The 22,109-nt window shown below is 60.7% G+C and carries 18 protein-coding genes; 13 read left to right on the top strand and 5 right to left on the bottom strand.

Annotated features, from left to right (window positions below):
- The first annotated feature begins 14 nt into the window (after nucleotides 1–14).
- Genes AC8GFZ_RS04565 through AC8GFZ_RS04555 form a run of 3 tightly spaced genes read left to right on the top strand, consistent with a single transcriptional unit; the run spans nucleotide 15 to nucleotide 3,753 of the window.
- Nucleotides 15–1,415 (top strand): DUF1254 domain-containing protein, encoded by a 1,401-nt coding sequence (locus AC8GFZ_RS04565; protein ID WP_506642782.1) that lies wholly within the window; start codon nucleotides 15–17, stop codon nucleotides 1,413–1,415.
- Nucleotides 1,412–2,881 (top strand): coniferyl aldehyde dehydrogenase, encoded by a 1,470-nt coding sequence (locus tag AC8GFZ_RS04560; protein WP_506642780.1) that lies wholly within the window; start codon nucleotides 1,412–1,414, stop codon nucleotides 2,879–2,881. The genes AC8GFZ_RS04565 and AC8GFZ_RS04560 overlap by 4 nt, the downstream gene beginning before the upstream one ends.
- 14 nt (nucleotides 2,882–2,895) lie before the next feature.
- Nucleotides 2,896–3,753 carry a sterol desaturase family protein gene (locus tag AC8GFZ_RS04555; RefSeq protein ID WP_506642778.1) on the top strand — a complete coding sequence of 286 codons (858 nt, stop codon included), beginning with the start codon at nucleotides 2,896–2,898 and terminating at the stop codon, nucleotides 3,751–3,753.
- Between the two features lie 40 nt (nucleotides 3,754–3,793).
- On the opposite strand, the gene AC8GFZ_RS04550 is transcribed toward AC8GFZ_RS04555, so the two are convergent.
- On the bottom strand, nucleotides 3,794–4,414 hold the full coding sequence (locus tag AC8GFZ_RS04550) for a TetR/AcrR family transcriptional regulator (protein ID WP_506642776.1): 621 nt from the start codon (nucleotides 4,412–4,414) through the stop codon (nucleotides 3,794–3,796).
- Between the two features lie 255 nt (nucleotides 4,415–4,669).
- Between AC8GFZ_RS04550 and AC8GFZ_RS04545 the strand changes: the two genes are divergently transcribed.
- From AC8GFZ_RS04545 to AC8GFZ_RS04505, 9 genes are all read left to right on the top strand, one after another.
- Nucleotides 4,670–5,272: a hypothetical protein gene (locus tag AC8GFZ_RS04545; protein WP_506642774.1), complete on the top strand. Its 603-nt coding sequence runs from the start codon at nucleotides 4,670–4,672 to the stop codon at nucleotides 5,270–5,272.
- Between the two features lie 4 nt (nucleotides 5,273–5,276).
- Entirely contained in the window at nucleotides 5,277–6,602 is a 1,326-nt protein-coding gene (locus AC8GFZ_RS04540; protein WP_506642772.1) for a DsbA family protein, read from the top strand.
- The gene (locus AC8GFZ_RS04535; protein WP_506642770.1) at nucleotides 6,599–6,892 is read left to right on the top strand and encodes a hypothetical protein; all 294 of its coding nucleotides are present in this window, start codon (nucleotides 6,599–6,601) and stop codon (nucleotides 6,890–6,892) included. The genes AC8GFZ_RS04540 and AC8GFZ_RS04535 overlap by 4 nt, the downstream gene beginning before the upstream one ends.
- Nucleotides 6,889–8,736 carry an arylsulfatase gene (locus AC8GFZ_RS04530; RefSeq protein WP_506642768.1) on the top strand — a complete coding sequence of 616 codons (1,848 nt, stop codon included), beginning with the start codon at nucleotides 6,889–6,891 and terminating at the stop codon, nucleotides 8,734–8,736. The genes AC8GFZ_RS04535 and AC8GFZ_RS04530 overlap by 4 nt, the downstream gene beginning before the upstream one ends.
- 128 nt (nucleotides 8,737–8,864) lie before the next feature.
- Complete coding sequence (locus tag AC8GFZ_RS04525; RefSeq protein WP_506642766.1) at nucleotides 8,865–9,944, top strand: MBL fold metallo-hydrolase; 1,080 nt, start codon at nucleotides 8,865–8,867, stop codon at nucleotides 9,942–9,944.
- On the top strand, nucleotides 9,941–10,912 hold the full coding sequence (locus AC8GFZ_RS04520; protein ID WP_506642764.1) for a haloalkane dehalogenase: 972 nt from the start codon (nucleotides 9,941–9,943) through the stop codon (nucleotides 10,910–10,912). Before AC8GFZ_RS04525 ends, AC8GFZ_RS04520 begins: the two co-directional genes overlap by 4 nt.
- Nucleotides 10,905–11,786 carry an SDR family NAD(P)-dependent oxidoreductase gene (locus AC8GFZ_RS04515; protein WP_506642762.1) on the top strand — a complete coding sequence of 294 codons (882 nt, stop codon included), beginning with the start codon at nucleotides 10,905–10,907 and terminating at the stop codon, nucleotides 11,784–11,786. The genes AC8GFZ_RS04520 and AC8GFZ_RS04515 overlap by 8 nt, the downstream gene beginning before the upstream one ends.
- Entirely contained in the window at nucleotides 11,779–12,693 is a 915-nt protein-coding gene (locus AC8GFZ_RS04510) for an alpha/beta hydrolase (protein WP_506642760.1), read from the top strand. Before AC8GFZ_RS04515 ends, AC8GFZ_RS04510 begins: the two co-directional genes overlap by 8 nt.
- Complete coding sequence (locus tag AC8GFZ_RS04505; RefSeq protein ID WP_506642758.1) at nucleotides 12,690–14,189, top strand: flavin-containing monooxygenase; 1,500 nt, start codon at nucleotides 12,690–12,692, stop codon at nucleotides 14,187–14,189. Before AC8GFZ_RS04510 ends, AC8GFZ_RS04505 begins: the two co-directional genes overlap by 4 nt.
- A 21-nt stretch (nucleotides 14,190–14,210) precedes the next feature.
- Here AC8GFZ_RS04505 and AC8GFZ_RS04500 read toward each other — a convergent pair whose 3' ends face one another.
- From AC8GFZ_RS04500 to AC8GFZ_RS04490, 3 genes are all read right to left on the bottom strand, one after another.
- Nucleotides 14,211–15,695, bottom strand: a complete 1,485-nt coding sequence (locus AC8GFZ_RS04500; RefSeq protein ID WP_506642756.1) for a type I glutamate--ammonia ligase — start codon at nucleotides 15,693–15,695, stop codon at nucleotides 14,211–14,213.
- Nucleotides 15,696–15,706: 11 nt separating this feature from the next.
- Nucleotides 15,707–17,092, bottom strand: a complete 1,386-nt coding sequence (locus AC8GFZ_RS04495) for a Rieske 2Fe-2S domain-containing protein (protein ID WP_506642754.1) — start codon at nucleotides 17,090–17,092, stop codon at nucleotides 15,707–15,709.
- A 129-nt stretch (nucleotides 17,093–17,221) separates the two neighbouring features.
- The gene (locus AC8GFZ_RS04490; protein ID WP_506642752.1) at nucleotides 17,222–17,746 is read right to left on the bottom strand and encodes a histidine phosphatase family protein; all 525 of its coding nucleotides are present in this window, start codon (nucleotides 17,744–17,746) and stop codon (nucleotides 17,222–17,224) included.
- A gap of 340 nt (nucleotides 17,747–18,086) precedes the next feature.
- On the opposite strand from AC8GFZ_RS04490, the gene AC8GFZ_RS04485 reads away from it, so the two are divergent.
- Nucleotides 18,087–21,803, top strand: a complete 3,717-nt coding sequence (locus tag AC8GFZ_RS04485; RefSeq protein ID WP_506642750.1) for a hydantoinase B/oxoprolinase family protein — start codon at nucleotides 18,087–18,089, stop codon at nucleotides 21,801–21,803.
- Here the strand turns inward: AC8GFZ_RS04485 and AC8GFZ_RS04480 are convergent.
- On the bottom strand, nucleotides 21,767–22,105 hold the full coding sequence (locus AC8GFZ_RS04480) for a ComEA family DNA-binding protein (RefSeq protein WP_506642747.1): 339 nt from the start codon (nucleotides 22,103–22,105) through the stop codon (nucleotides 21,767–21,769). The two genes, AC8GFZ_RS04485 and AC8GFZ_RS04480, sit on opposite strands and share 37 nt — an antisense overlap.
- Nucleotides 22,106–22,109 lie beyond the last annotated feature (4 nt).

The raw sequence follows: 22,109 nt of genomic DNA, 5'->3' as shown, positions 1-22,109 counted from the left end.
CCCCTTTACGCACCATGGGCACATCTTCCTTTGTTTGGCATCAACGGCCTTGGGCGCGCCTTGCTTTCATGGGCTTGATGGCGGCGTTGTTGGTGGGCATGGTTGTGGTGACACAAGCCGCAAACTTGCGACAGGCTGTGAAAGCTTATTTGTTTGGCTTCCCCTTGGTCATCATGGACCTCACTCGCGAGCACCACCTGGCGCGCACCGGCAAGCCAAACGCCTTGAGTTTGGCGCGTCAATTCCCCACACCCCATTTCAAAGAGGTGGTGCGGCCCAACTTAGACACTTTGTACGCCACGGCTTTTTTGGACACGCGGTTGGGGCCTTGGCAATTGGATCTGCCGCCCAACGCAAAGCGCTATGAATTGGTCACTTTTTTGGACGCTTGGAGCGATGTATTTGCCACAGCCGGTACGCGAACACATGGCCACCTCGGGCAACGGCTGTGGTTGGTCGACTCGAACTGGCAAGGCAGCGTACCGCAGGGGGTGCGTTTGCTGCGTGCGCCCAGTCGCATGGTGTGGGTGATTGGGCGCATCCAAACATTGGGGATTGACGATTTGCCCACGGTGCACGCTTTGCAAGACCAATGGGTGCTTGCATCCTTGGGCGCGGGTGCCACCAATGTGGCGTCGAGTTCTGCCACCGAAACAGCAAGTCCAGTCCAGGTCGATGTGTCGCCATTGGCGCAAATGGAGGCCATGGGAACGCAGGATTTTTATCGGCGTTTGGCCGCGCTCATGGCCGATAACCCACCCCGACCTGATGATGCCGACATGGTGCGTCAGTTAAAAAATTTTGGTGTTGAGGCTGGCAAGACAACTTCGATGGGGCTTTGGGATGGGGCGTTGTTGTCCTTGGGGCGCTGGTTGACCATGCGGTCGCTGTACCAAGAGCTGGGCAAGCCTTCAAACCTTGTCAACGGCTGGCGTGTCTCGCCCTTGGGTTTGGGTCAACTGGGGGTTGATTACCCCACACGTGCTGCTGTGGCCCTGGTCGGTTTGGGGGCCAATTTGGCGCAAGATACCTTGTATGCCCAATCCCAACTGGACGGCAACGGCCAAGCATTGCACGGCAGCCAGCGCTATCGCATCCGCTTTGAAGCGGGTCAATGGCCGCCGGTGAATGCGTTTTGGTCGGTCACGGCCTATGACGGCCATGGCTTTTTACTGGACCACCCGAGCCAGCGCCATCTGGTGCGCAACACAGACCCGTTGCAGGCCCATGCCGATGGGTCTTTGGAGTTATGGGTGCAACCCGATCCTCCACCGCACCCCTACACTGCCAATTGGGTGCCTGTGGTGTCGGGCCAGGCTTTCACCCTGAACTTGCGCCTGTACGGTCCCCAAGCGGCAGCCCTGTCTAAAGCGTGGTCACCCCCGCCCATTCAACCCAGAAGTGGAACCCGATGAGTATTTTGGACAGCCAAGCCCTGCACCTCGCTCAGGCGGAGCCTGGCTTGGCCAATGACCCGCCATCGCACCAGTTGCAAGCACTGTTTCAGGCCCAGCGCACCGCTTTCGAGCGCGACAGCCTGCCCAGCTTGAAAGTGCGCCGCGACCGATTGGACCGCTTGATGCAGATGACGCGCCAGCATGCCCAAGGCATTTGCGATGCCATTTCAAAAGACTTTGGCCAACGCGCTTGGCAAGAGACCTTTATGGCCGAGCTGATGGTGTTTGAGCAGCGCTTGAATTACACGCGTCGCCATTTGCCACGCTGGATGCGCATGCGCCGCGTGGGCACGCAGCTGCAATATGGGCTGGCACGCAACCGTTTGTTGCCCCAGCCGCTGGGGGTGGTGGGCATTTTGAGCCCCTGGAATTACCCCTTTGATTTGAGCCTGAGCCCGGCCATTGATGCCCTGGCTGCCGGCAACCGGGTGATGATCAAACCCTCGGAGCTCAACCCCCACTTTGGCCCCTATTTGGCAGAAATGGTGGCGCAATTCTTTGACCCCAGCGAACTCACCGTGGTGTTGGGCGATGTGCCCTTGGCTGCCGCTTTCAGCCGATTGCCGTTTGACCATTTGTTGTTCACCGGCTCCACTGCGGTGGGGCGGGTGGTGGCCGCTGCGGCAGCTGCCAATTTGACCCCCGTGACCTTGGAGTTGGGCGGTAAGTCCCCCGTGATCATTGACGACGATTGCGACCTGCCCGCTGCAGCCCAGCGCATTGCGTGGGGCAAGTTGCTCAATGCGGGACAGACTTGTATTGCGCCAGATTACGTGTTGGTCGCTGATGCCCAAGTCGACCCTCTGGTCCAGGCCATCTTGAGTGCCATGCAAAGCCAATACCCCCGCTTGGCCCAGAACCCGGACTACACCAGCATCATCAGCCCGCGCCACTGGCAGCGCTTGCAAGACATGTTGGCCGATGCCCAGGCCCAGGGCGCGCAATTGCATGTGCACCATCCGGCAGGTGAGGTATTTGACCCAGCGGCGCGAAAAATGGCCCCCGTGATCATCACCGGCGTGCGGCCCAGCATGCGCATTGCCCAAGAGGAAATCTTTGGCCCCATCCTGCCGATCATGGCTTGTGGCGACTTGGACCAAGTCTTGGCCCATGTTCGCCAGTGCGACAGGCCTTTGGCCCTGTACTGGTTTGGTCGCAACACCCAGCGACGAGACCGCGTGCTGCGTGAGACCATATCGGGCGGCGTGAGCATCAACGATTGTTTGCTCCATGTCAGTCAATTGAGCCAGCCCTTTGGTGGTGTCGGACCCAGCGGGCAAGGGGCGCATCATGGTCAATGGGGCTTTGAGTCGTGCAGCAAACTCAAACCCATCTTTATCCAGTCGCGCTGGCATGGCATGGGCTTGGTCAGTGCGCCTTATGGCCGCTTGATCCATTGGGCTTTTCGTTTCTTTACCCGCTGAAACAGCGCACTGACATGCAAACCAATCAACAGATGGTTCAAGTGCTGGCCGTGGTCTTGATCATGGGTTGCTTCGCACTGGCCGAATGGCGCAAAGGGCTGTTTTTTCCCAGCGCCGCCAACCCGCAAGACCATCGCCTGGATGTGGCCGCCACCTTGATGCTTCCATGGGTATCGGGTGTGGTTTTGATCACTGCGCAGGCTTTGAGCGCGTGGGCCATGCCCGAGCATCGCAATGCCTGGGCTGATTGGGCTTGGTGGCAAATGGTGGCCGTGTTGTTGGTGGCCGATGACTTCACCCAATATCTGTGGCACAGACTGAGCCACACGTCAGTGCTGTGGCCCTTGCACCGCGCTCACCATTCGCCCGCATACATGAGTGTGCGCATTGTTTACCGCAACAATGTTTTTTATTACGCCATGATGCCGGGCATATGGATGTCTGGCGTCTTGCTATACCTGGGCTTTGGTTGGGTGTATGTGGCCTATTCGGTGGTCAAGCTGTCTGTCATCATGGGCGCACACAGCACAGTGCGTTGGGACCGTTTTTTGTATGCAACACCAGCCTTGGCGCCGCTGGCCTGGCTGGTCGAGCGCACCATCTCCACGCCTGCCACCCACTTTGCGCACCATGCCTTGGTGCAAGACGATGGCATTGGCCACTACAGCGGCAATTACGGTAACTTGTTATTTCTGTGGGATGTGCTGTTGGGTACCGCGCGATTTTCCAGGCGCTATCCACCAGCCTTTGGTTTGATGGACGATCGCCGCCATGGCCCAGAGTCTTGGGTGCCGCAAATGATTTACCCCTTGAAGAAGTCGCAGCGCAGCGAAACCGTGATGGGCTCAGGCGCCCACCAACCCCCACGTTGAGTGCAAGCGGCGCTGACAGGCGCAAAGGCCTTGCCAAAAGTCAGGCCAGTTTGGCGTTGGGGGTCACTTGGTGCGGCTCCACCAAATAAACAGAAATCAAACGCTTCAAATGCTGCTCTGAATCGGGTGGGCTGTTGGGTCGACTCAGCGCTTGGTAACAGCCGACCAAGGCCAGGTAGAACAGGCCGGCCAAATCGGCGGCGGTCTTGGGGTTGGCGGTCAAGCGCAAGAACTTTTCTTCAAACAGGGACAAGCGCAGTTGGTCGACTTGCGCGAGTTGCTGCGCCACTTTGGCGTCGTGCCGGCCCAGATCACGCAAGGCCAATTCAAAGCGCATGTTTTGCAAGTCTTCACCAGCGTGGGCCAGGGCCACTTGCACCAGGTGCATCAAATCGTCTTTGGGGCGGTCGGTGGTGTGGGACCGCAGTTGTTGTGCGACCGCCAACTCCCGCGCGTACCAACGCGCCCACAAGGCCTCGATCAAATCCGCGTGGGAGGCAAAGTGCCAATAAAAGCTGCCCCGGGTGACGCCCAACCGTTTGGACAAACTCAACACCCGTGCTTGGTCAAAGCCGCCTTCCACCACTGCCGCAAAGGCGGCGTCCAACCAATCGCCTTGTCCAAGGCGATGGGGTGTGGGTGGTGGGGGGGTGCGCGGCATGAAAAAAACTAAACCTGCAAGCCGCACGATCAGCGGTCAACTCATTTTAAAGCCCAGTGATGGACCAGCTGTGCGGGTGCCATGGCGCTGTCATGCGGGGGTGGTGGGTGTGCCCGTTTGGCATCTGCTCCCCGCATCCTCGCTAAGCCGTACACTTGTGTATGGCGTGTATGGTCAAACCCATGTCGTAACTCTCGCCAAGGGTTTGGAAACAGGCAGTGCGGCCTGCAGGGCCGCTGTGACAAGGAGGCAGAGATGGAAATTGCCGTGGTGCTCGGGGCTGCCCTGGCATGGCTGTTGTTCGTTTATTGGTATGGCGGTGCTGGCAAGCCGATGTCGGCATCTGAAAAAGAACGCATTTTGTCCGCTTTGACCGAGCGCTTGCAAGGCGGCCCGCACGCCGATTTCATCACCCAAGCCAAAGTTTTGCTCGACAGCGATGACGGCAAAGAATTTGTCATGCACAACAGTGTGCGTTACCGCCCTGTGGCCGTTTACCCCCCAGGCAAAGACGGGCCGACTGACCCCCGCGCGGCTGATCGCCTGTATTTCAAGGCCGCCTTGCCCGTGTTGTTGCGCCTGGCCAGCGTGCCCATTTTTGTGGCGCGGAGTCAGGGGGGGGTCATCACCTGGCCGGGAACCCCGCGCTGGCACTATGTGGCCTTGGTGCGTTACCGCAGCCGGCGCGATTTTTTTAAATTCGCCCTGGCCATTGAGCGCAGTGGCCACGATGTGTACAAATGGGCGGCCATCGAAGCCACCCATTTGATGCCAGTACAAGCGCTGGTGAGTTGTTTTTGGGTGCGCACCACCCTGGCCTTGGTCTTGGCTTTTGCCGCGCTGGCCGCCTGGGTCTGAAACCATGTCAATCCACGCAACACCCAACATGGCCTCATTCCTGCGCTCTTTGATCCAGCCGCCGCTGAGCCAGTGGTGGTTGTCCGAGCAGCGCATGCGCGCTCAAAGGGCTGGCCACGAAAAACGCCGCATGGCGCAGGGTGCGCCCCACCAGGTGCATTACTTTCACCAATCCGATGACCCCTATTGCGCGTTGCTCAGCCAAATGCTGCCAGATTTGCTCCAGCGCTATGCGGTGGATTTGGTGCCGCACTTAGTTGGACCAGCGGCAGACCCAGTGGCGCCCGATCGTGCACGTTTGGTGGCACACAGCCGAAAAGACGCCGAGTTGCTGGCCCAACACCATGGCTTGCGTTTCCATGACAGCGGTGCCCAACCCACCGATGGGGCGGTGGGTTGGACCAATTGGGTTTTGTGCCAAGCCATTGAACAAGGGGACTTTGTGGTCCAAGCGGCCAAAGCGATGGATCGGCTCTGGTCCGCAGCCTGGCCCAACGTGGGGCATGTGGATGGCGCTGGTCAAGCGCAAGTGGCACAGGCCTTGGCCCAAGGTGAAGCCAAGCGCGCGCGCTGGGGGCATTACTTGGGCGGGACTTTTTATTATGCGGGCGAGTGGTATTGGGGCCTCGACCGGCTCTATCACCTCGAGCAACGTTTGCAAGACCTGGGCGCCTGGCGCGCTGGGTCGCCGGCGGGTGTGATGTTCCCACCCCCTGAGGATCTCCACGCCGCGCAGCCTTCACCGGTGCGCTCATTTGATTTTTTCCTCTCGTTGCGCAGTCCTTACACCGCGATCGTGGCGCAGCGAGTGTTGGATTTGGCACAGCACACGGGTGCGCAACTGAACCTGCGCTTTTTGCTGCCCATGGCCATGCGTGGCTTGGCCGTGCCGCGGGCCAAGCGCATGTACATCGCTTGGGACACTGCGCGCGAGGCGCGTGCCCGAGGGGTGCCTTTTGGGCGCTTGCTGGATCCTTTGGGCGTGGCCACTGAGCGCGGTTTGGCGGTGCTGGCCGCGGCCATGCAAGCGGGCATGGGTGAGGCATTTTTACTTTCGTTCTTGCGCGGCGTGTGGTCTGAGGGGGTGAATGCCAGCACCGACGCTGGGCTGCGCCGTTTGGCACTGCGCGCGGGTTTGAGCTGGGCCCAGGTGCAAGATGCATTGAACGACGAGCGATGGCGCGCCAGCGCCGAAGCCAACCGCCAAGCTTTGCTGGGCCATGGCTTATGGGGGGTGCCTGCCTTTCGTGTGGGCACGCAGGTGTTTTGGGGCCAAGATCGCTTGTGGGCGGTGCAACAAGCATTGTTGGATGAAAGGAACGCCAGATGAAAGCTTCTCCGGTGATCAAAGTTTTGCAAGGGCTTTGTTTGGTTTTGTATGGCCTGGGCTTGGCCGCACAACTGGGGCTGTGGACTGGCGAGGGCGCTGTGTTGTGCTGGCGCGCCAGTTTGGCCATGCTGGCCGTGCATGTGTTGGAGTTGGCCTGGGCGCGTCGTTGGCTGGCTTTGCACCCCGGGCCAAGGTGGGTGAGTGTGTTGCTCACCGTGTTGTTTGGTGTCTTGCATTGGTGGCCGCTGAAAGTGCGGGCCTCGCAGGTGCCTGACCGACATGGAGCATGAAATTGTTTGAGCGCATCAGACGGTCTTGGGTGTGGGTGCTGTGTGCGGGACTGGCTGCGACCCATGCTTTGAGCGCGCCCACACCCGTTCGTCCGACGTCGGCGGGGACGGTGTCTGCGCCAATGAAAAAGTTGTCGGCGCGCCCCAACTTGGTGATCTTGCTGGCCGATGATTGGGGCTTTACCGATGTGGGCTCATTTGGCGGAGAGATTGCCACCCCCCATTTGGACGCCTTGGCCCGGCAAGGTATGCGCTTTTCCAACTTCCATGTCAGCGCTTCTTGTTCGCCCACCCGGGCCATGTTGCTCACGGGGGTGGACAACCATCGCAATGGAATGGGCAATATGCGCGAAACCATTCCGCGCAGTCACCTGGGCCAACCTGGCTATTTGACGGTGCTCAACACCCAGGTGGTGACCGTGGCCACCTTGTTGCGCGACAGCGGCTACCGCACTTATGCCTCGGGCAAATGGCATGTGGGCAAAGAGCGCCACAACCTGCCCGATCGGCGTGGCTTTGACCAATCCATCGTGCAAGGCGACAGCGGCTCTGACAACTGGGAAACCGCTCGACGCTATCTGGATTTGGCCGACAAGGTTTATTGGTTTGAAAATGGCCAAGAGGTCAGCATGCCCACGGACTATTACTCGTCGGCTTATTTTGTGGACCGCATGTTGGGCTTCATGCAAGCCGATGCTGCGCGTGCCGCGCAGCCCTTTTTTGCCTATTTGGCGTTTCAGGCCAACCACATTCCCTTGCAGGCGCCCCAGTCGTTCATTGACAAATACAAGGGGCGTTACCGAGCTGGGTGGTCGGTGTTGCGCCAAGAGCGCCACCAAAAAGCCATGGCGCTGGGTGTGGTGCCACCCCACAGCAAGATGGTCGAGATGGCCACCACCGTGCGCTGGGACAGTTTGAGCGCCGAACAAAAAGCCTATGAAGAACGCAAGATGGAGGTTTATGCCGCGATGGCCGAGGCCATGGACCACCACATTGGGCGATTTGTTGAACACCTGAAACAAACCGGGCAATACGACAACACCGTGTTTGTGTTTTTGTCTGACAACGGTGCCGAGGCCTCCGACCCGTACGCCGTGCTCAGCGGTCGCTTGTGGTTGGACTGGCAATACCAGCGCGGTATTGATCAGCTCGGTGCCAAGGGCGCTTACACCGTGATTGGGCCGAGTTGGGCCAGCGCCGTGGCCTCGCCTTTGAGCACCTACAAGTTTTATTCGGGCGAGGGTGGCATTCGCGTTCCCATGATCGTCTCAGGCGTGCCGGGCATGCAGCGCAACCGCATTCACCCGTTCTTCAGCCATGTCAATGATGTGGCACCCACCTTGTTGGCTTTGGCCGGGGTGCCACAACCCGGCACCCATTACCAAGGCCAAAGCATCGAGCCCATGACCGGTCGCAGCCTCTTGCCTGTGCTGTACGGGCACAGCGAGCGCGTTTACCCTGTGGACGAGCCGATTGGCTACGAGTTGTCGGGCAACCAAGCCTTGTTCAAAGGCGATTTGAAGTTGATCAAAAACATCCCACCGGTCGGGGACGGTCAATGGCATTTGTACGACATCGTCAACGACCCGGGCGAGACCCAAGACTTGAAAGACCGCATGCCCGAAGTGTTTGCCCAGATGCAAGCGCAGTACGCCACCTATGCCCAGGCCAATGGCGTCTTGCCCATGCCCGAAGGCTATGAGCCCATGTGGCAGGTGCAGGTCAATGCTTTTTTCAATGTGTATGTCCAGCGATTGATGTGGCCTGTTGTGTGGATATTGTTTTTGCTTGGATTTCTCGCCTGGGGGTTGTGGCGCCGATCTAGGCGTCGGCGCTGGGCGTGAATGGTTCTGACACGCTGTCGTCAGACGCTTCAATACACAGGTGTATTGTTGGGCTATACTTTTTTCACTTGGGTGCCTGTGGAATCAGGGCTGTTCCCCGGCCACAGGCCCTCAACCATGGATGACGCATGTTCAAACGACCCCTTGTGATTTGGTTGCTGCTTTTGACGGGCGCCTGTGCGTCGGTGCTGTGGTGGTTCCAAGGCCCCATTGCCCTGGAGGTGGCGCGCCGCGTCGCCACCCACAAAATGAATGCCAAGGCCATCCGCGACTTGCCCGATGGCTTGCATGTGGGCTTGTGCGGCGCTGGCTCCCCCTTTCCCGACGACTTACGCTCTGGCCCTTGCACTTTGGTGGTGGCGGGCAAGCGCCTCTTGGTGTTTGACACAGGAACCTCGAGTGCCCGTCAAATTGGGCGCATGGGCTTTTGGTTGGGTGACATCGAAGCCGTGTTCCTGACCCATTTCCATTCCGATCACATCGGTGGTTTGGGCGAGTTGATGCTGCAGCGTTGGTTGCAAGGTGGGCATGCACAGCCCTTGCCAGTGCACGGGCCCACGGGTGTGACCGACGTGGTGAATGGTTTTGTTCAAGCCTATCGGCAAGACCAGGGTTACCGGGTTGAACACCATGGCGAAAAATGGTTGCCCTCTGGTGGATTTGGTGCCACCCCAATCCCTTATGGCTTGCCTGAAAAGGGCACGGTCACCGTGTTCAAAGCCGGCGACTTGGAAGTGCTCGCCTTTGCGGTGAACCATTCACCCATCCACCCGGCTGTGGGTTATCGCATCCGCTACAAAGACCGAACCGTGGTGCTCAGTGGTGACACCACCGCCAATGATCAGGTGTTGGCCCAATCCAAGGGGGTGGATGTGTTGGTGCACGAGGCCTTGTCGCCGGGCTTGGTGCGCTTGCTCAGCGAAGTGGCACAACAAAGCGGCAAACCGGTGGTGGCCAAGTTGATGAACGATGTGCTGGACTATCACGCCACACCCGAAGAGGCGGCGCAAACCGCGCGCGATGCGCAGGTGCGCTTTTTGGTGCTCAACCACATCGTGCCCACTTTGCCGCCTTTGCCCGGCATGGAAAAAGTGTTTCTTGGCAGCGCCCGTGACATCTTCAAAGGCCCCATTCACGTGGGTATCGATGGCGACTTTGTTTCTTTGCCCGCTGGCAGCACCACCATCACGTGGGGGAACCGCTTGTGAGCTTTCCCGCGCCAGCCCTGCCCCCCACCCCGGCACAGGTTTTGCGAACGCCCGATCATTGCTTTGAAGGCTTGAGTGACTTTGCCTACACACCGCACTACAGCGCGGTGGGTGGCTTGCGCGTGGCCCACATCGACGAAGGTCCGCGTGCAGGGCCCTTGGTGTTGCTGATGCACGGCGAGCCCACGTGGTCTTATTTGTACCGAAAAATGATCCCACCCTTGGTCCAGGCCGGTTGCCGGGTGGTGGTGCCCGATCTGGTGGGCTTTGGTCGATCTGACAAACCGGCCCGAACCCAAGACCACAGCTATGCCCACCAAGTGGCGTGGATGAGCGCATGGATGGCCCAATTGGACCTGCGCGATGTGACCTTGTTTTGCCAGGACTGGGGATCGCTCATTGGCTTGCGCATGGTCGCGCACATGCCCGAGCGCTTTGCCCGCATCGCCTTGGCCAATGGCGGCTTGCCCACCGGCGACATGCGCGTGCCTGCGGCTTTTCACTGGTGGCGTCGGTTTGCCCGTTACAGCCCGTGGTTTCCCATCGGGCGCATCGTGCGTTTTGGTTGCGTCACCCCATTGAGCACCGCTGAAGTGGCTGCTTATGACGCCCCCTTTCCCAGCCGCGCTCACCAAGCCGCAGCGCGTGCCTATCCCAGCTTGGTGCCCATCAGCCCCCACGACCCCGAGCGGGCCGCCAACACCCAGGCGTGGTCGGTGCTGCGGCAATGGCAAAAGCCTTTCATCACCTTGTTCAGCACCCGCGACCCGGTGACCCGGGGTGGCGACCGGATGTTTCAAGAAGCAGTGCCCGGTGCCCAAGGCCAAGCCCACACCCGCGTGCGCACGGCGGGGCATTTTTTGCAGGAAGACAAGGGCCCTGAGTTGGCCCAGTTGGTGCTGCAATTCATCGCCAATAACCCAATGGGGTTGACCGCCCAGCCGCCAACAGTGCCGTTGCATGGGTGATTTTTTCAAAGGCCAAGTGGCGGTGGTCACGGGGGCCGCTTCGGGCATTGGAGCGGCATTGGCACATGCCCTGGCCCAGCGCCAATGCCATTTGGCCTTGGTGGATCGACAAGCCGAAGCGTTGCAAGCCCTGGCCTTGGCGCTGGCCAGCACAGGCGTGCGCATCAGCGTGCATGCCATGGATGTGCGTGACAGCCATGCCCTGGCCGATTTGCCTGCCCAGGTGATGCAAGCGCACGGCGCGCTGCAACTGTTGATCAATAACGCGGGTGTGGCCAGCATTGGCCCATTTGCACAGCAAAGTGCAGATGAGTTTGACACCGTGTGGGCCATCAATTTTGGTGCGGCGGTGGGATTGACGCGGGCCTTCTTGCCGCACTTACTGACCCAAAAAGCAGCCCACATCGTCAATATGTCGAGCGTGTTTGGTTTGGTCGCGCCAGAGGGCCAAGCCGCTTATGCGGCCAGCAAGTTTGCGTTGCGTGGTTTTTCTGAAGCCTTGCGCCAAGAACTGCGTGGCGCATCGGTTCGCATCATGGTGGTGCACCCCGGTGGCGTGGACACAGCCATTGCCAGCAGTGCCATGGCCGGTGGCGTTGACCCGCATGAAGCCGCGCGTGAGCGCAAGCGTTTTGCCCGTTTGCCCAAGCTCAGCGCCACCCAAGTGGCCGAGCGCATCTTGCAAGCCTTGCCAAAGGGCAGAGATCGCTTGGTGCTGGGTTGGGATGCACGCCTGCTCGATCTGATGCAACGCTGTTTTCCGCAGGGCCACGCCCGCGTGCTGGCATGGTTGATGCGCTGGGGTGATACACCCCGTCGCAGCCCAAAAGACAGCCGTGGTCGCAGCCCGCCATCAGGGGGCGGCCATGGCTAGTTGGCAAGCCCATGCCTTGTCGTTTTTTCTGCGCTGGCGCTTCAAGCGCCAGTTGGCGGCGGCCCAAGACGTGGCCCAGGTGCGGCAGGTGATGAACCAAATGCCACAGGGGCAGCCCCGTGGCGTTCAATGCAGTGCTTGGACGGGCGCTGGCGTGGAAGGCGAGCGGGTGGTACAGCTCAACACGATTGCATCGGCCCCTTTGTTGTACTTGCATGGTGGCGGTTTTGTCGCTGGCTCTTTCATGACGCACCGTGCCATCACCGTGGCTTTTGCCCGCCGCGGTTTTGAGGTGTTTGTGCCCAACTATCGATTGGCCCCTGAGCACCCATTCCCGGCTGCTGTGGATGATGCGTTGGCAGCTTATCAAGCCGTATTGGCCTTGCGACCAGGTGTTCCCTTGGTGATCGCGGGCGATTCAGCGGGTGGCGGCCTGGCCTTGTCGCTCATGTTGAGTTTGAAAGCGAAGACCTTGCCCATGCCCCAGGCCGCGGTGCTTTTTTCGCCTTGGTTGGATTTGACCTTGTCGGGCGCATCCTTGGTCGCTAACGCCAAACGCTGCGCCATGTTTGGCCCCGATCAATTGCAAAAAGGGGTGGACTTGTATCTGCAAGGCAGCGCTGCCGATGCGCCCTTGGCCTCGCCCTTGTGGGGAGACTTGCAAGGCCTGCCACCCACCTTGACTTTTGTTGGCAGCGACGAGGTGCTGCTTGACGATGCACGCCGCTTGCATGAGCGCGCCTTGGCCGCTGGCGTGGCCCACCAGTTGGAAACCTGGCCCGTGGTACCCCATGTGTGGCCCTTGTTTCGCAAGTGGCTGCCCGAGGGTCGGCAGGCTTTGGCCCTGGCGGCCGATTTTTTTCACAACCCAACGCACCCTTGGGTGCCGCTTCAGGAACGCGCATGAGCACCCCCCATGGCCAGACGGCAAACCCTGTGGAACCCGATCACCAGGTGATCATTGTGGGGGCGGGCTTTGGCGGCTTGTGCATGGCGATGCGTTTGCAACAAGCCGGCGAGCAGCGTTTTGTGGTCCTCGAAAAAGGTGCTGATGTGGGCGGCACCTGGCGCGTCAACACCTACCCAGGTTGCGCTTGCGATGTGCCCTCGCACCTGTATTCGTTTTCGTTCGAGCCCCGCGCCGATTGGTCGCGCATGTATTCGCCCCAGCCCGAAATATGGGACTATTTGCGCCACTGTGTGGACAAGCACGGCTTGCGATCGAAGATCCAATTCAACTGCGCACTGGCCCAGGCCGACTTTGATGAGGCCCACCACATTTGGCGCATCCGCACCGTCGATGGCCAAACCCTGACCGCGCGATGCTTGGTCACCGCCATGGGCGGGTTGAGCCGCCCGGCGATACCGGTGATACCAGGCATCGAGCGATTTGAAGGCGCTGCTTTTCACTCTGCCCAGTGGGATTCGGGCTTTGACTTCAAAGGCAAGCGGGTGGCGGTGATCGGCACGGGCGCCAGCGCCATTCAGTTTGTACCGCAGTTGCAAAAAGTGGTGGCGCAATTGCACGTGGTGCAGCGCACACCGCCTTGGGTTTTGCCCAAAATGGATCGACCCATCACCGATGCCGAGCGCCGCTGGATGCACCGCTTGCCCCTGTACCGACAGTTGTTCCGCTGGTGGATTTATTGGCGCCAAGAGATACAAGCAATCGGCTTTACCCTGCGCCCGGCGTGGATGGATTGGGTGCAAACCTTGGGTTTGCGCTTCATGAAAAAAAACATCAAAAACCCGTCCCTGCGCAGCTTGCTCACACCCGACTACCGCATTGGCTGCAAACGCATCTTGCTCTCCAACGACTACTACCCGGCCCTGGCCCAGCCCAATGTCACCGTGCACCCCGCTTCTGGCATGGGTGGGGTGGGCACCAAAGGCATTCTCATCGATGGGCAAGAACAACCGGTGGACGCCATCATTTACGGCACCGGTTTTCGGGCCACCGACCTGTACACACCGCTCAAGTTCATGGGCCGCGGCGGGGTGGACCTGAACGACACCTGGGCCGCCACCGGTTTGCAGGCCTACCAAGGCACCTTGGTCGCGGGTTATCCCAATTTGTTTTTGCTGCTGGGGCCCAACACGGGCTTGGGCCACAACTCCATCATCTTCATCATTGAGGCCCAGGTGAATTACATCCTGCGCTGCATCCGCAGCATGAAAGCCCAGGGGCAAACCGCCATTGAGGTCACGCCCCAGGCCCAAACCAGTTACAACCAAGAAGTGCAAAAGCGCACCCAAGGGACGGTGTGGGGCAGCGGGTGCAAAAGTTGGTACCTCGATGCCGCAGGCCGCAACGTCACCTTGTGGCCTGGTTTCACCTTTTCATATTGGTGGCGCACCCTGCGCTTGCGCCGCCAAGACCTGCGGTGGTCGCGCGCAGCTTGATGCGGGTGCATCACCCACGCTTCACATGCGGCTGAAGTATTCGTTGCGCTGAAACGCCATCTTGTCTTCGGCCTGCTGAAAGCGCTGCCACTCCAGTTGTTTGATGCCGTTGAGCAGCGCCACAAAGCCGGGGCCAAACGCGTTCACCAAATGCGTGTCGGCTTGCAAAGCCGCCAAGGCTTGGCCCAAATCGGTGGGCAGCAGGGTGTTGCCTTGGCCATAGGGGGATTCGGTGGCTAAAGGGGGCTTCAAGCCGCGCGCAATGCCGTCCAAGCCGGAATGGATTTGAGATGCCATGTACAGATAGGGGTTGGCGGCGGGCTCGCCGATGCGGTTCTCTATCCGGGTGGCTGTGTCTTGCGCTTGGCCAATCACCCGCAACATGGCCCCCCGGTTGTCGCGCCCCCACACCGCCGCTTGTGGCGCCAAGGCCAGCGGGCGAAAGCGGCCATAGCCATTGGCCGTTGGCGTGCAAAACACCAAAGCACCGGCCGCATGGTCGAGCAAGCCTGACAGGTAGTGCGCGCCCAAGGGGGACAAGGTGTGTTCGGCGTCTTGTGCGCTGCTGCCCTGGGCCGCTGCATCGCGTTGGAACAAGTTGGCTCCGCTCTCCAGATCGATCAGCGATTGGTGCAAATGCCAACCGCTGGACATGATGTGATCAAACGGCGGGCGGCACATGAAGCTCGCCCAATACCCAGCGCGGGCCAAGGCCTGGCGCACCCCATTGCGAAAACGCACCATGTTGTCGGCCGCGCGCAAGGCGTCGGTGGGGGCAAACACGGCTTCGACCTGGCTGGGGCCGAGTTCAATTTCCAGCGACAGCAAGGGCAAGCCCATGCCTTGGGCGGTGTCTTGCACGATGCGCAAGGCCGCATGGGCGGTGTCGCTGTGGGCTTCGCTGAGCAAGGCGCAGCCGGGGTGGATCAAGTCGACCTCGGGCGGCGGACCCGGCCAAGCGGCTTGCTGCGGGTCGGTGTGCGCGCCGGGGCCGCGCAGGCGGTAAATGTGAAACTCCACCTCCAGGCCACATTGCATGCCCCAGCCTTTGGTTTGCAGTTGGGCCACAGCCGATTGCAGCACCCGCCGGCTGTCCCAAGCCACGGGTGTACCGTCTTGGAACCACGCTTGGCATTGCACCCAACCCACCTCGGGGGCCCAGGGCAGGGTGTGCAGTTCGATGTCTTGCGCCAGCAAGGTGACGTTGTTGCCCTGGCCAAAGCCGTGCAAGCCATCGGTGCCACCGGGCTCAAAGACTTTGAAGGCGGTGCGGTCCGAGGTGTCTTTGAGCATCAAGGTGCTGACCATTCCGACCCCATTGCGCAGCGCGCCTTCGACCGCATCGGGCATCAGGGTTTTGCTGCGCGTGGTGCCATGGATGTCGCACCACACAAACCTCACTTCGCGCAGCGCACGCTCGCGCATTTTTTGCAAGGCTTGTTGCAGGGCCAGTTCCCGTTGCGGGGTGTGGATGCCGCAGCGTTCGTCAAAGGTTTGGGTTGGCATGTGACTGCGGGTCAGACTGTGTTTGGGTGGGCCTGGGTGTCGGTCATCCACGGGCAGGCCGCGTGCTTGGCCTGGGCCTGCTCGCGCCACCAAGTGGCCCAGGTGCCGGCCGGGGCCACACCATCCACAGTGTCGGGCCCGGTGCGCTGCTGGGCCACATCGGCCTGCGACACGCCGGGGGCCGGGCCACCGCCCTCCACGCTGTCGATGGCTTGCAGCAGCTGGCGCCGGTTGGCCACGATCAATTTGTCGCTGGTGCCCAAATGTTCGCGGGTGCGGTCTTGGATGGCGCCCATGCTCTCTACCGCCCATTGGTCGTGCACATTGATGTCGTCTTCGCCCATGCCCAAATAGGTTTGGTCGCGTTGCTCATCGGGGTTGAAGCCCCATTGGTTGTGTCGCCCCGACACCGGGATGTAGTCGGGCAGGCTGATGTAGGGCGCGCGCTGGGCGCGCATGGCCGCGCCGTCCAGGGGTTTGTCGAAGCTGGTGAAAAACGCATACCAATAGGTGTGGGTGTCGTCCACCGGCACATGCATTTGGGTGATGGTCATGCTCGCCGACAAGGGGATGATGAAGGTGCTGGGAAAGATGGACTGGGTGACGCGCACATGGGTCAGCTCCTCGGTCATGGGCCGGCGCGAGGTGATTTGCATGCCCTGTGGCGTGGGTTCAAAGCCAATGTCGGGGCGGTAGAACTCGCGCATGATGCGGCTCATGGGCCAGGCTTGGCCATCGATCGCGCCCACGCTGGCGCTGCGAAACTGTTTGCCCCCGGCGTTGTCGCCCACCGCGCTCAAGTCTTCGTCGTGCAAAAAACGGTGCAAAAAAGACGGGTGGGCGGGGTCGATGCCCACCTCAAAGCATTGCAACCAGTTGGCATGCCACAGGCCTTTGAAGGCAAAGCTGTGGCTGGCCGGCGCCAAAAACGCGTCGATGGCGGGCAGGGGCGGCGGCGCCACATCGGTCGGGCCCATCCAGGCAAACACCACACCGTTGCGCTCCACCACCGGGTAGCTGGTTTGTTGAACCCGGTCGCACAAGCGGCTGCCCAGGGGCTCGGCGGGTGTGTCCAGGCAGCGGCCTGAGACATCAAACTTCCAGCCGTGAAAGGGGCAGCGCAGCCCATCGCCCTCGTGGCGGCCAAAGGACAAATCGGCGCCTCGGTGCGGGCAATCGCGGTCGAGCAAACCCCAGCGCTGCTGCGCATCTTTGAACAGCACCAGGTCTTGGCCCATCAAGCGCACGGCTTTGACCGGGCGTTGCGCCATGCGCGGGTCCAAGGCGGGGTTGAACTCATCCACCAGCGCGGCGGGCTGCCAGTAGCGGCGCAGCAGTTGACCGGCGGCAGTGCCGGGGCCCACGCGGGTGATGCGGTCGTTTTGTTCGGCTTTCATGGTGTGTGCAGTGTGTGGCGAAGAGGGGCAAACGATAACAGCGATTGCCAAGGGCATCAACGCAGCTTGGGTGGGGCTAGAACAGAAGTTTTAACCGAGGCAGAACCCTCACACAAGGGCTCCATCGCCCTATCGCTCTGGGCTGGGATAAAAGGTGTGGGACAGATGCTCACCGTTTGGATTCACCTTGACCAACAACATGTCGCCCACACCCACGACCTTGCCGGTGAAGGCCTGGATATTGACATGGTGCGTCACCAAGATGCGTGGCGTTTTGGATGGTTTGGCCAATTCATTTTTAATAAAGCCTTCCAATGCTTTGGTTTGCTTTCTTGCCAGCGCCATGTTGTCGAAAAACGATCCAAGCGAAGGCTCGGTTTTCACCGGGCCTTTGTTCAAAAGAGTAGCGGTGTCCACACATCTGCACCACGGGCTGCTGAAAACGTGGGCGCTGGCAATGCCTTGTTGGCCCAACCAAACACCAATCGCTTGGGCTTGCTTTTTACCCGCATCGCCCAAGTTGCGCTGGGTGGCGCACTGACCGATCACGTAGCCTGCTGGGTCTCCATATCCAGGCGCATCGGCATGCCGCATCAACAAGACATGCTGGCCATCCATCAAGTCTTGGGCCAAGCCGGCTTTGGCTGGCGCCATCGCGCAAAAAAAACTGAGTAATAAAAGAAGCGGGGTAAGGATTGGGTGGAAGGGTTTCATCAAAGGGGCCACGTACAACATCAAGAAGGCCATCCTATCTGACAAAAAATTTGCTTGGCCCGGGCTGTCCACAAAACCCGTCGGGATGTTGGCCCAGGTGTTCAGGGGCCACCCCTGTACCGCCCCAAGCCTTGTTCCGTTACATTCTTCTCATGGGCATGGCCTCTTTCAAGGCAGGCTTGGGTTGACGCCGTGTGAATCAAACTCGATCAAGCGCTTGTCAATCCATGGCACTTTTGTGCATGCCAACACGAATCCAATAGAAAAATGAGTGAAATCAATGGCTAAAGACAGCAAATGGCAGTTCTGGATCGACAGAGGCGGCACATTTACCGACATCGTGGGCAAGCGACCCGATGGCGCCTTGGTCACCCATAAATTGCTCAGCGACAACCCAGAGCATTACCGCGACGCAGCGGTGGCGGGGATACGGCATTTATTGGGTTTGAAGCCCGACCAAGCGGTGACCCCTGCGCTGGTGGCGTGTGTGAAGATGGGCACCACCGTGGCCACCAATGCGCTGCTCGAGCGCAAGGGCGAGCCGACCTTGCTGGTCACCACCCAGGGCTTTCGCGACGCCTTGCGCATCGCCTACCAAAACCGACCGCGTTTGTTTGACCGGCACATTGTGTTGCCTGAGTTGCTCTACAGCGAGGTGATCGAAGCGCAGGAGCGCATCGGCGCGCATGGCGAGGTGTTGCAAGTTTTGGATGCCGCGCAATTGCGGGCACAACTGCAGGCTGCCCATGGGCGAGGTTTGCGCAGTGTGGCCATCGTGTTCATGCATGGCTACCGCTACACCACGCACGAGGCGCAGGCGGCGCAATGGGCGCGCGAGCTGGGCTTTACCCAGGTCAGCGCTTCGCACCAGACCAGCCCCTTGATGAAGTGGGTCAGCCGAGGCGACACCACGGTGGTGGACGCGTATTTGTCGCCCATCTTGCGCCGCTATGTGGAGCAAGTGGCCAGTGAGATGCCGGGCGTGCCTTTGTACTTCATGCAGTCTTCAGGCGGCTTGACCGATGCCCATGCGTTCCAGGGCAAGGACGCGATTTTGTCCGGCCCTGCGGGCGGCATTGTGGGCATGGCGCGCACGGCCGAGTTGGCGTTTGCCCATGGCGAGGGTTTGGACGGCACCACCCGGGTGATTGGCTTTGACATGGGCGGCACGTCCACCGACGTGAGTCATTTTGCCGGTGAGTTTGAGCGCGAGTTTGAAACCCAGGTAGCAGGGGTGCGCATGCGCGCCCCGATGATGAGCATCCACACCGTGGCCGCGGGTGGCGGTTCTTTGCTGCAATTTGACGGGGCGCGGTTTCGGGTGGGGCCACAAAGTGCCGGGGCCAACCCCGGCCCGGCCAGTTACCGCCGGGGCGGCCCCTTGGCCTTGACCGATGCCAATGTGCTGCTGGGCAAAATCCAGCCGCAGCACTTCCCCCATGTGTTTGGCCCGGGCGGTGACCAAGCCTTGGACACGACTGCGGTGCGCGCGCGCTTTGATGCCCTGTTGGCGCAGATCAAAACCACACCTGCGGCAGCCCCCGACATGACGGTGGAGTCGGTGGCCGAGGGCTTTGTGCACATCGCCGTGCAACAAATGGCCAATGCGATCAAAAAAATATCGGTGGCCCGAGGCTACGACGTGACCGAATACACCTTGCAGTGTTTTGGTGGGGCCGGTGGGCAACACGCTTGTTTGGTGGCCGACGCTTTGGGCATGTCGCGCGTCTTGGTGCACCCGCTGGCGGGTGTGTTGTCGGCCTACGGCATGGGCTTGGCCGATCAAAGCCTGATTCGCGAGCAAGCGGTAGAGATGCGCTTGAGCGCTGAAACCATGGGCACATGGGTGCCCGACCTGCAGGCCTTGACCCTGCGGGCTGAGCAAGAACTGCGCGCCCAACCCTTGGGTCAAGGCGAGATCCTTTTGCGCCAACGTGTGCATGTGCGTTACGAGGGTAGCGATGCAGCCTTGATCGTGCCGTTTGGTTCTTTGGCGGACATCCAAGCTGGGTTTGAGCAGGCTTATCGCCAGCGGTTTGCATTTTTGATGAGCGGCAAGGCCTTGGTGGTGGAGGCGGTGTCTGTGGAAGCGGTGATTGCCGGGGACGCACCCCGTGAGCAGCTGCAAAGCTTGAACCCGATGCGCGATGTGCCCCAGCGCGAAACTGTGCGCATGCACGGCCAGGGTGGCTGGCAAAAGGCGGCCTTGGTGGTGCGCGCCGACATGCGTGCGGGTGACCAGATCGCGGGGCCTGCCATCATCGCCGAGCCCAATGCCACCACGGTGGTCGAGTCGGGTTGGCGTGCCCAATTGACCGCCTTGGACCATTTGGTGCTCTCGCGGGTCACGCCACGGGCAGTGACCTATGCCGCAGGCACACGGGTTGACCCGGTGCTGCTGGAGGTGTTCAACAACCTGTTCATGAACATTGCCGAGCAAATGGGTTTGCAACTGCAAAACACCGCGTACTCGGTCAACATCAAAGAGCGATTGGATTTTTCGTGTGCGCTGTTTGACGCGCAGGGCAACTTGATCGCCAATGCGCCGCACATGCCGGTGCACCTGGGCTCGATGGGCGAGAGCATCAAAACAGTCATCTTTGAAAACCAAGGCCGCATGCAGCCCGGCGATGTGTTTGTGCTCAACGACCCCTACCACGGCGGCACCCATTTGCCTGATGTGACGGTGATCACGCCGGTGTATTTGCCCGACCACCCTGAGCCTGTTTTTTATGTCGGTTCGCGCGGTCACCATGCCGACATTGGCGGCACCTCGCCGGGTTCGATGCCGCCGTTTTCCACCTCGATCGAGGAGGAGGGCGTGCAGATTCAAAACTTCAAGCTGGTCGAAGGTGGTGAGTTGCGCGAGGCGGCCATGGTGGCCTTGCTCAGCGCCGGGGCCCACCCCAGCCGCAACCCGGCGCAAAACATGGCCGACTTGCGCGCCCAAATTGCTGCCAACGAAAAAGGCGTGCAAGAGTTGCGCCGCATGGTGGCGCACTATGGGTTGGCGGTGGTGCAAGCCTATATGGGCCATGTGCAAGACAACGCCGAAGAGTCGGTGCGCCGCGCCATCGCGCTGCTGGGCCCACGCTTGGCCCCATCGACAGCGCAAGCACTGCCCCAGGCCTTTGTGCTTGATCTGGACAACGGTGCGCGCATCCAGGTGGCGGTGCGCATCGATGCCCAAGCCCGCTCAGCGGTGGTGGACTTCACCGGCACCTCGGCCCAGCAAAGCAATAACTTCAACGCGCCCAAGGCGGTGTGCATGGCAGCAGTGTTGTATGCGTTTCGCAGCTTGGTCAATGACGACATCCCGCTCAATGCCGGTTGTCTCAAACCCATTGAGGTCATCATCCCCGAGGGTTGCATGCTCAACCCGCGCCACCCGGCATCGGTGGTGGCGGGCAATGTGGAAACCTCCACCTGCATCACCAACGCCTTGATGGGCGCCTTGGGCGTGATGGCCGGCAGCCAACCGACGATGAACAACTTCACCTTTGGCAATGCCAGCCACCAGTATTACGAGACGATTGCCGGCGGCAGTGGGGCGGGTGGATTGTTTGGTGACCACGGCGAACCGGTGGGCGGCTTTGACGGCACCAGCGTGGTCCAGACCCACATGACCAATTCGCGCCTAACCGACCCCGAGGTGCTGGAGTTTCGCTTCCCGGTGCGCTTGCAGTCGTTTGCATTGCGCACGGGATCGGGTGGAGCTGGGCACTGGTGCGGCGGGGACGGTGGTGTGCGCCGGGTGGAATTTTTGCAGCCCATGACCGCAGCCATCCTCTCGAATGGTCGGGTGCACCCGGCGTTTGGAATGGCGGGCGGCCAACCGGGGGCGGTCGGCATCAACCGGGTGATCCGCGCCGATGGCAGTGTGCTCGAGTTGGGCCACATTGGGCAGGTGCAAATGGCGGTGGGCGATGTGTTTGAAATCAGCACGCCCGGTGGCGGCGGTTACGGTTTGGCCGAGGGTGGGGCAGACCAGGTTTGACCATTGACGGTCAAGCCTTGGGCAGCAAAGCGCTCGGCGCTGGCGCTGCGGATGCCCTTGACGCGTTGCATCAAATCGGCCCAATCGGAAAACGGCTTGACTTGGCGCTCGGCCAAGATGGCCCGGCTCATGGCGGGCCCCATGCCGCGCACGCTGTCGAGTTCGGCTTCGCTGGCGAGGTTGATCTCTAAAGCCAATGCCGCGCCCGCGAACCCGCACAGCACGCCCCACAAAGCCAAGCGCTGCAGCAAGGCGGGCCAGGCCATCCAGCCCAATCGCGGGGGATATTTGACCCAGCCCATGGTG

This window comes from Limnohabitans rimovensis (SeqCode), from assembly GCF_965234775.1.
Classification (GTDB): domain Bacteria; phylum Pseudomonadota; class Gammaproteobacteria; order Burkholderiales; family Burkholderiaceae_C; genus Limnohabitans; species Limnohabitans rimovensis.
The sequence above is the reverse complement of the archived record's forward strand: the minus strand, read 5'-3'. Positions and strand labels throughout refer to the sequence as shown.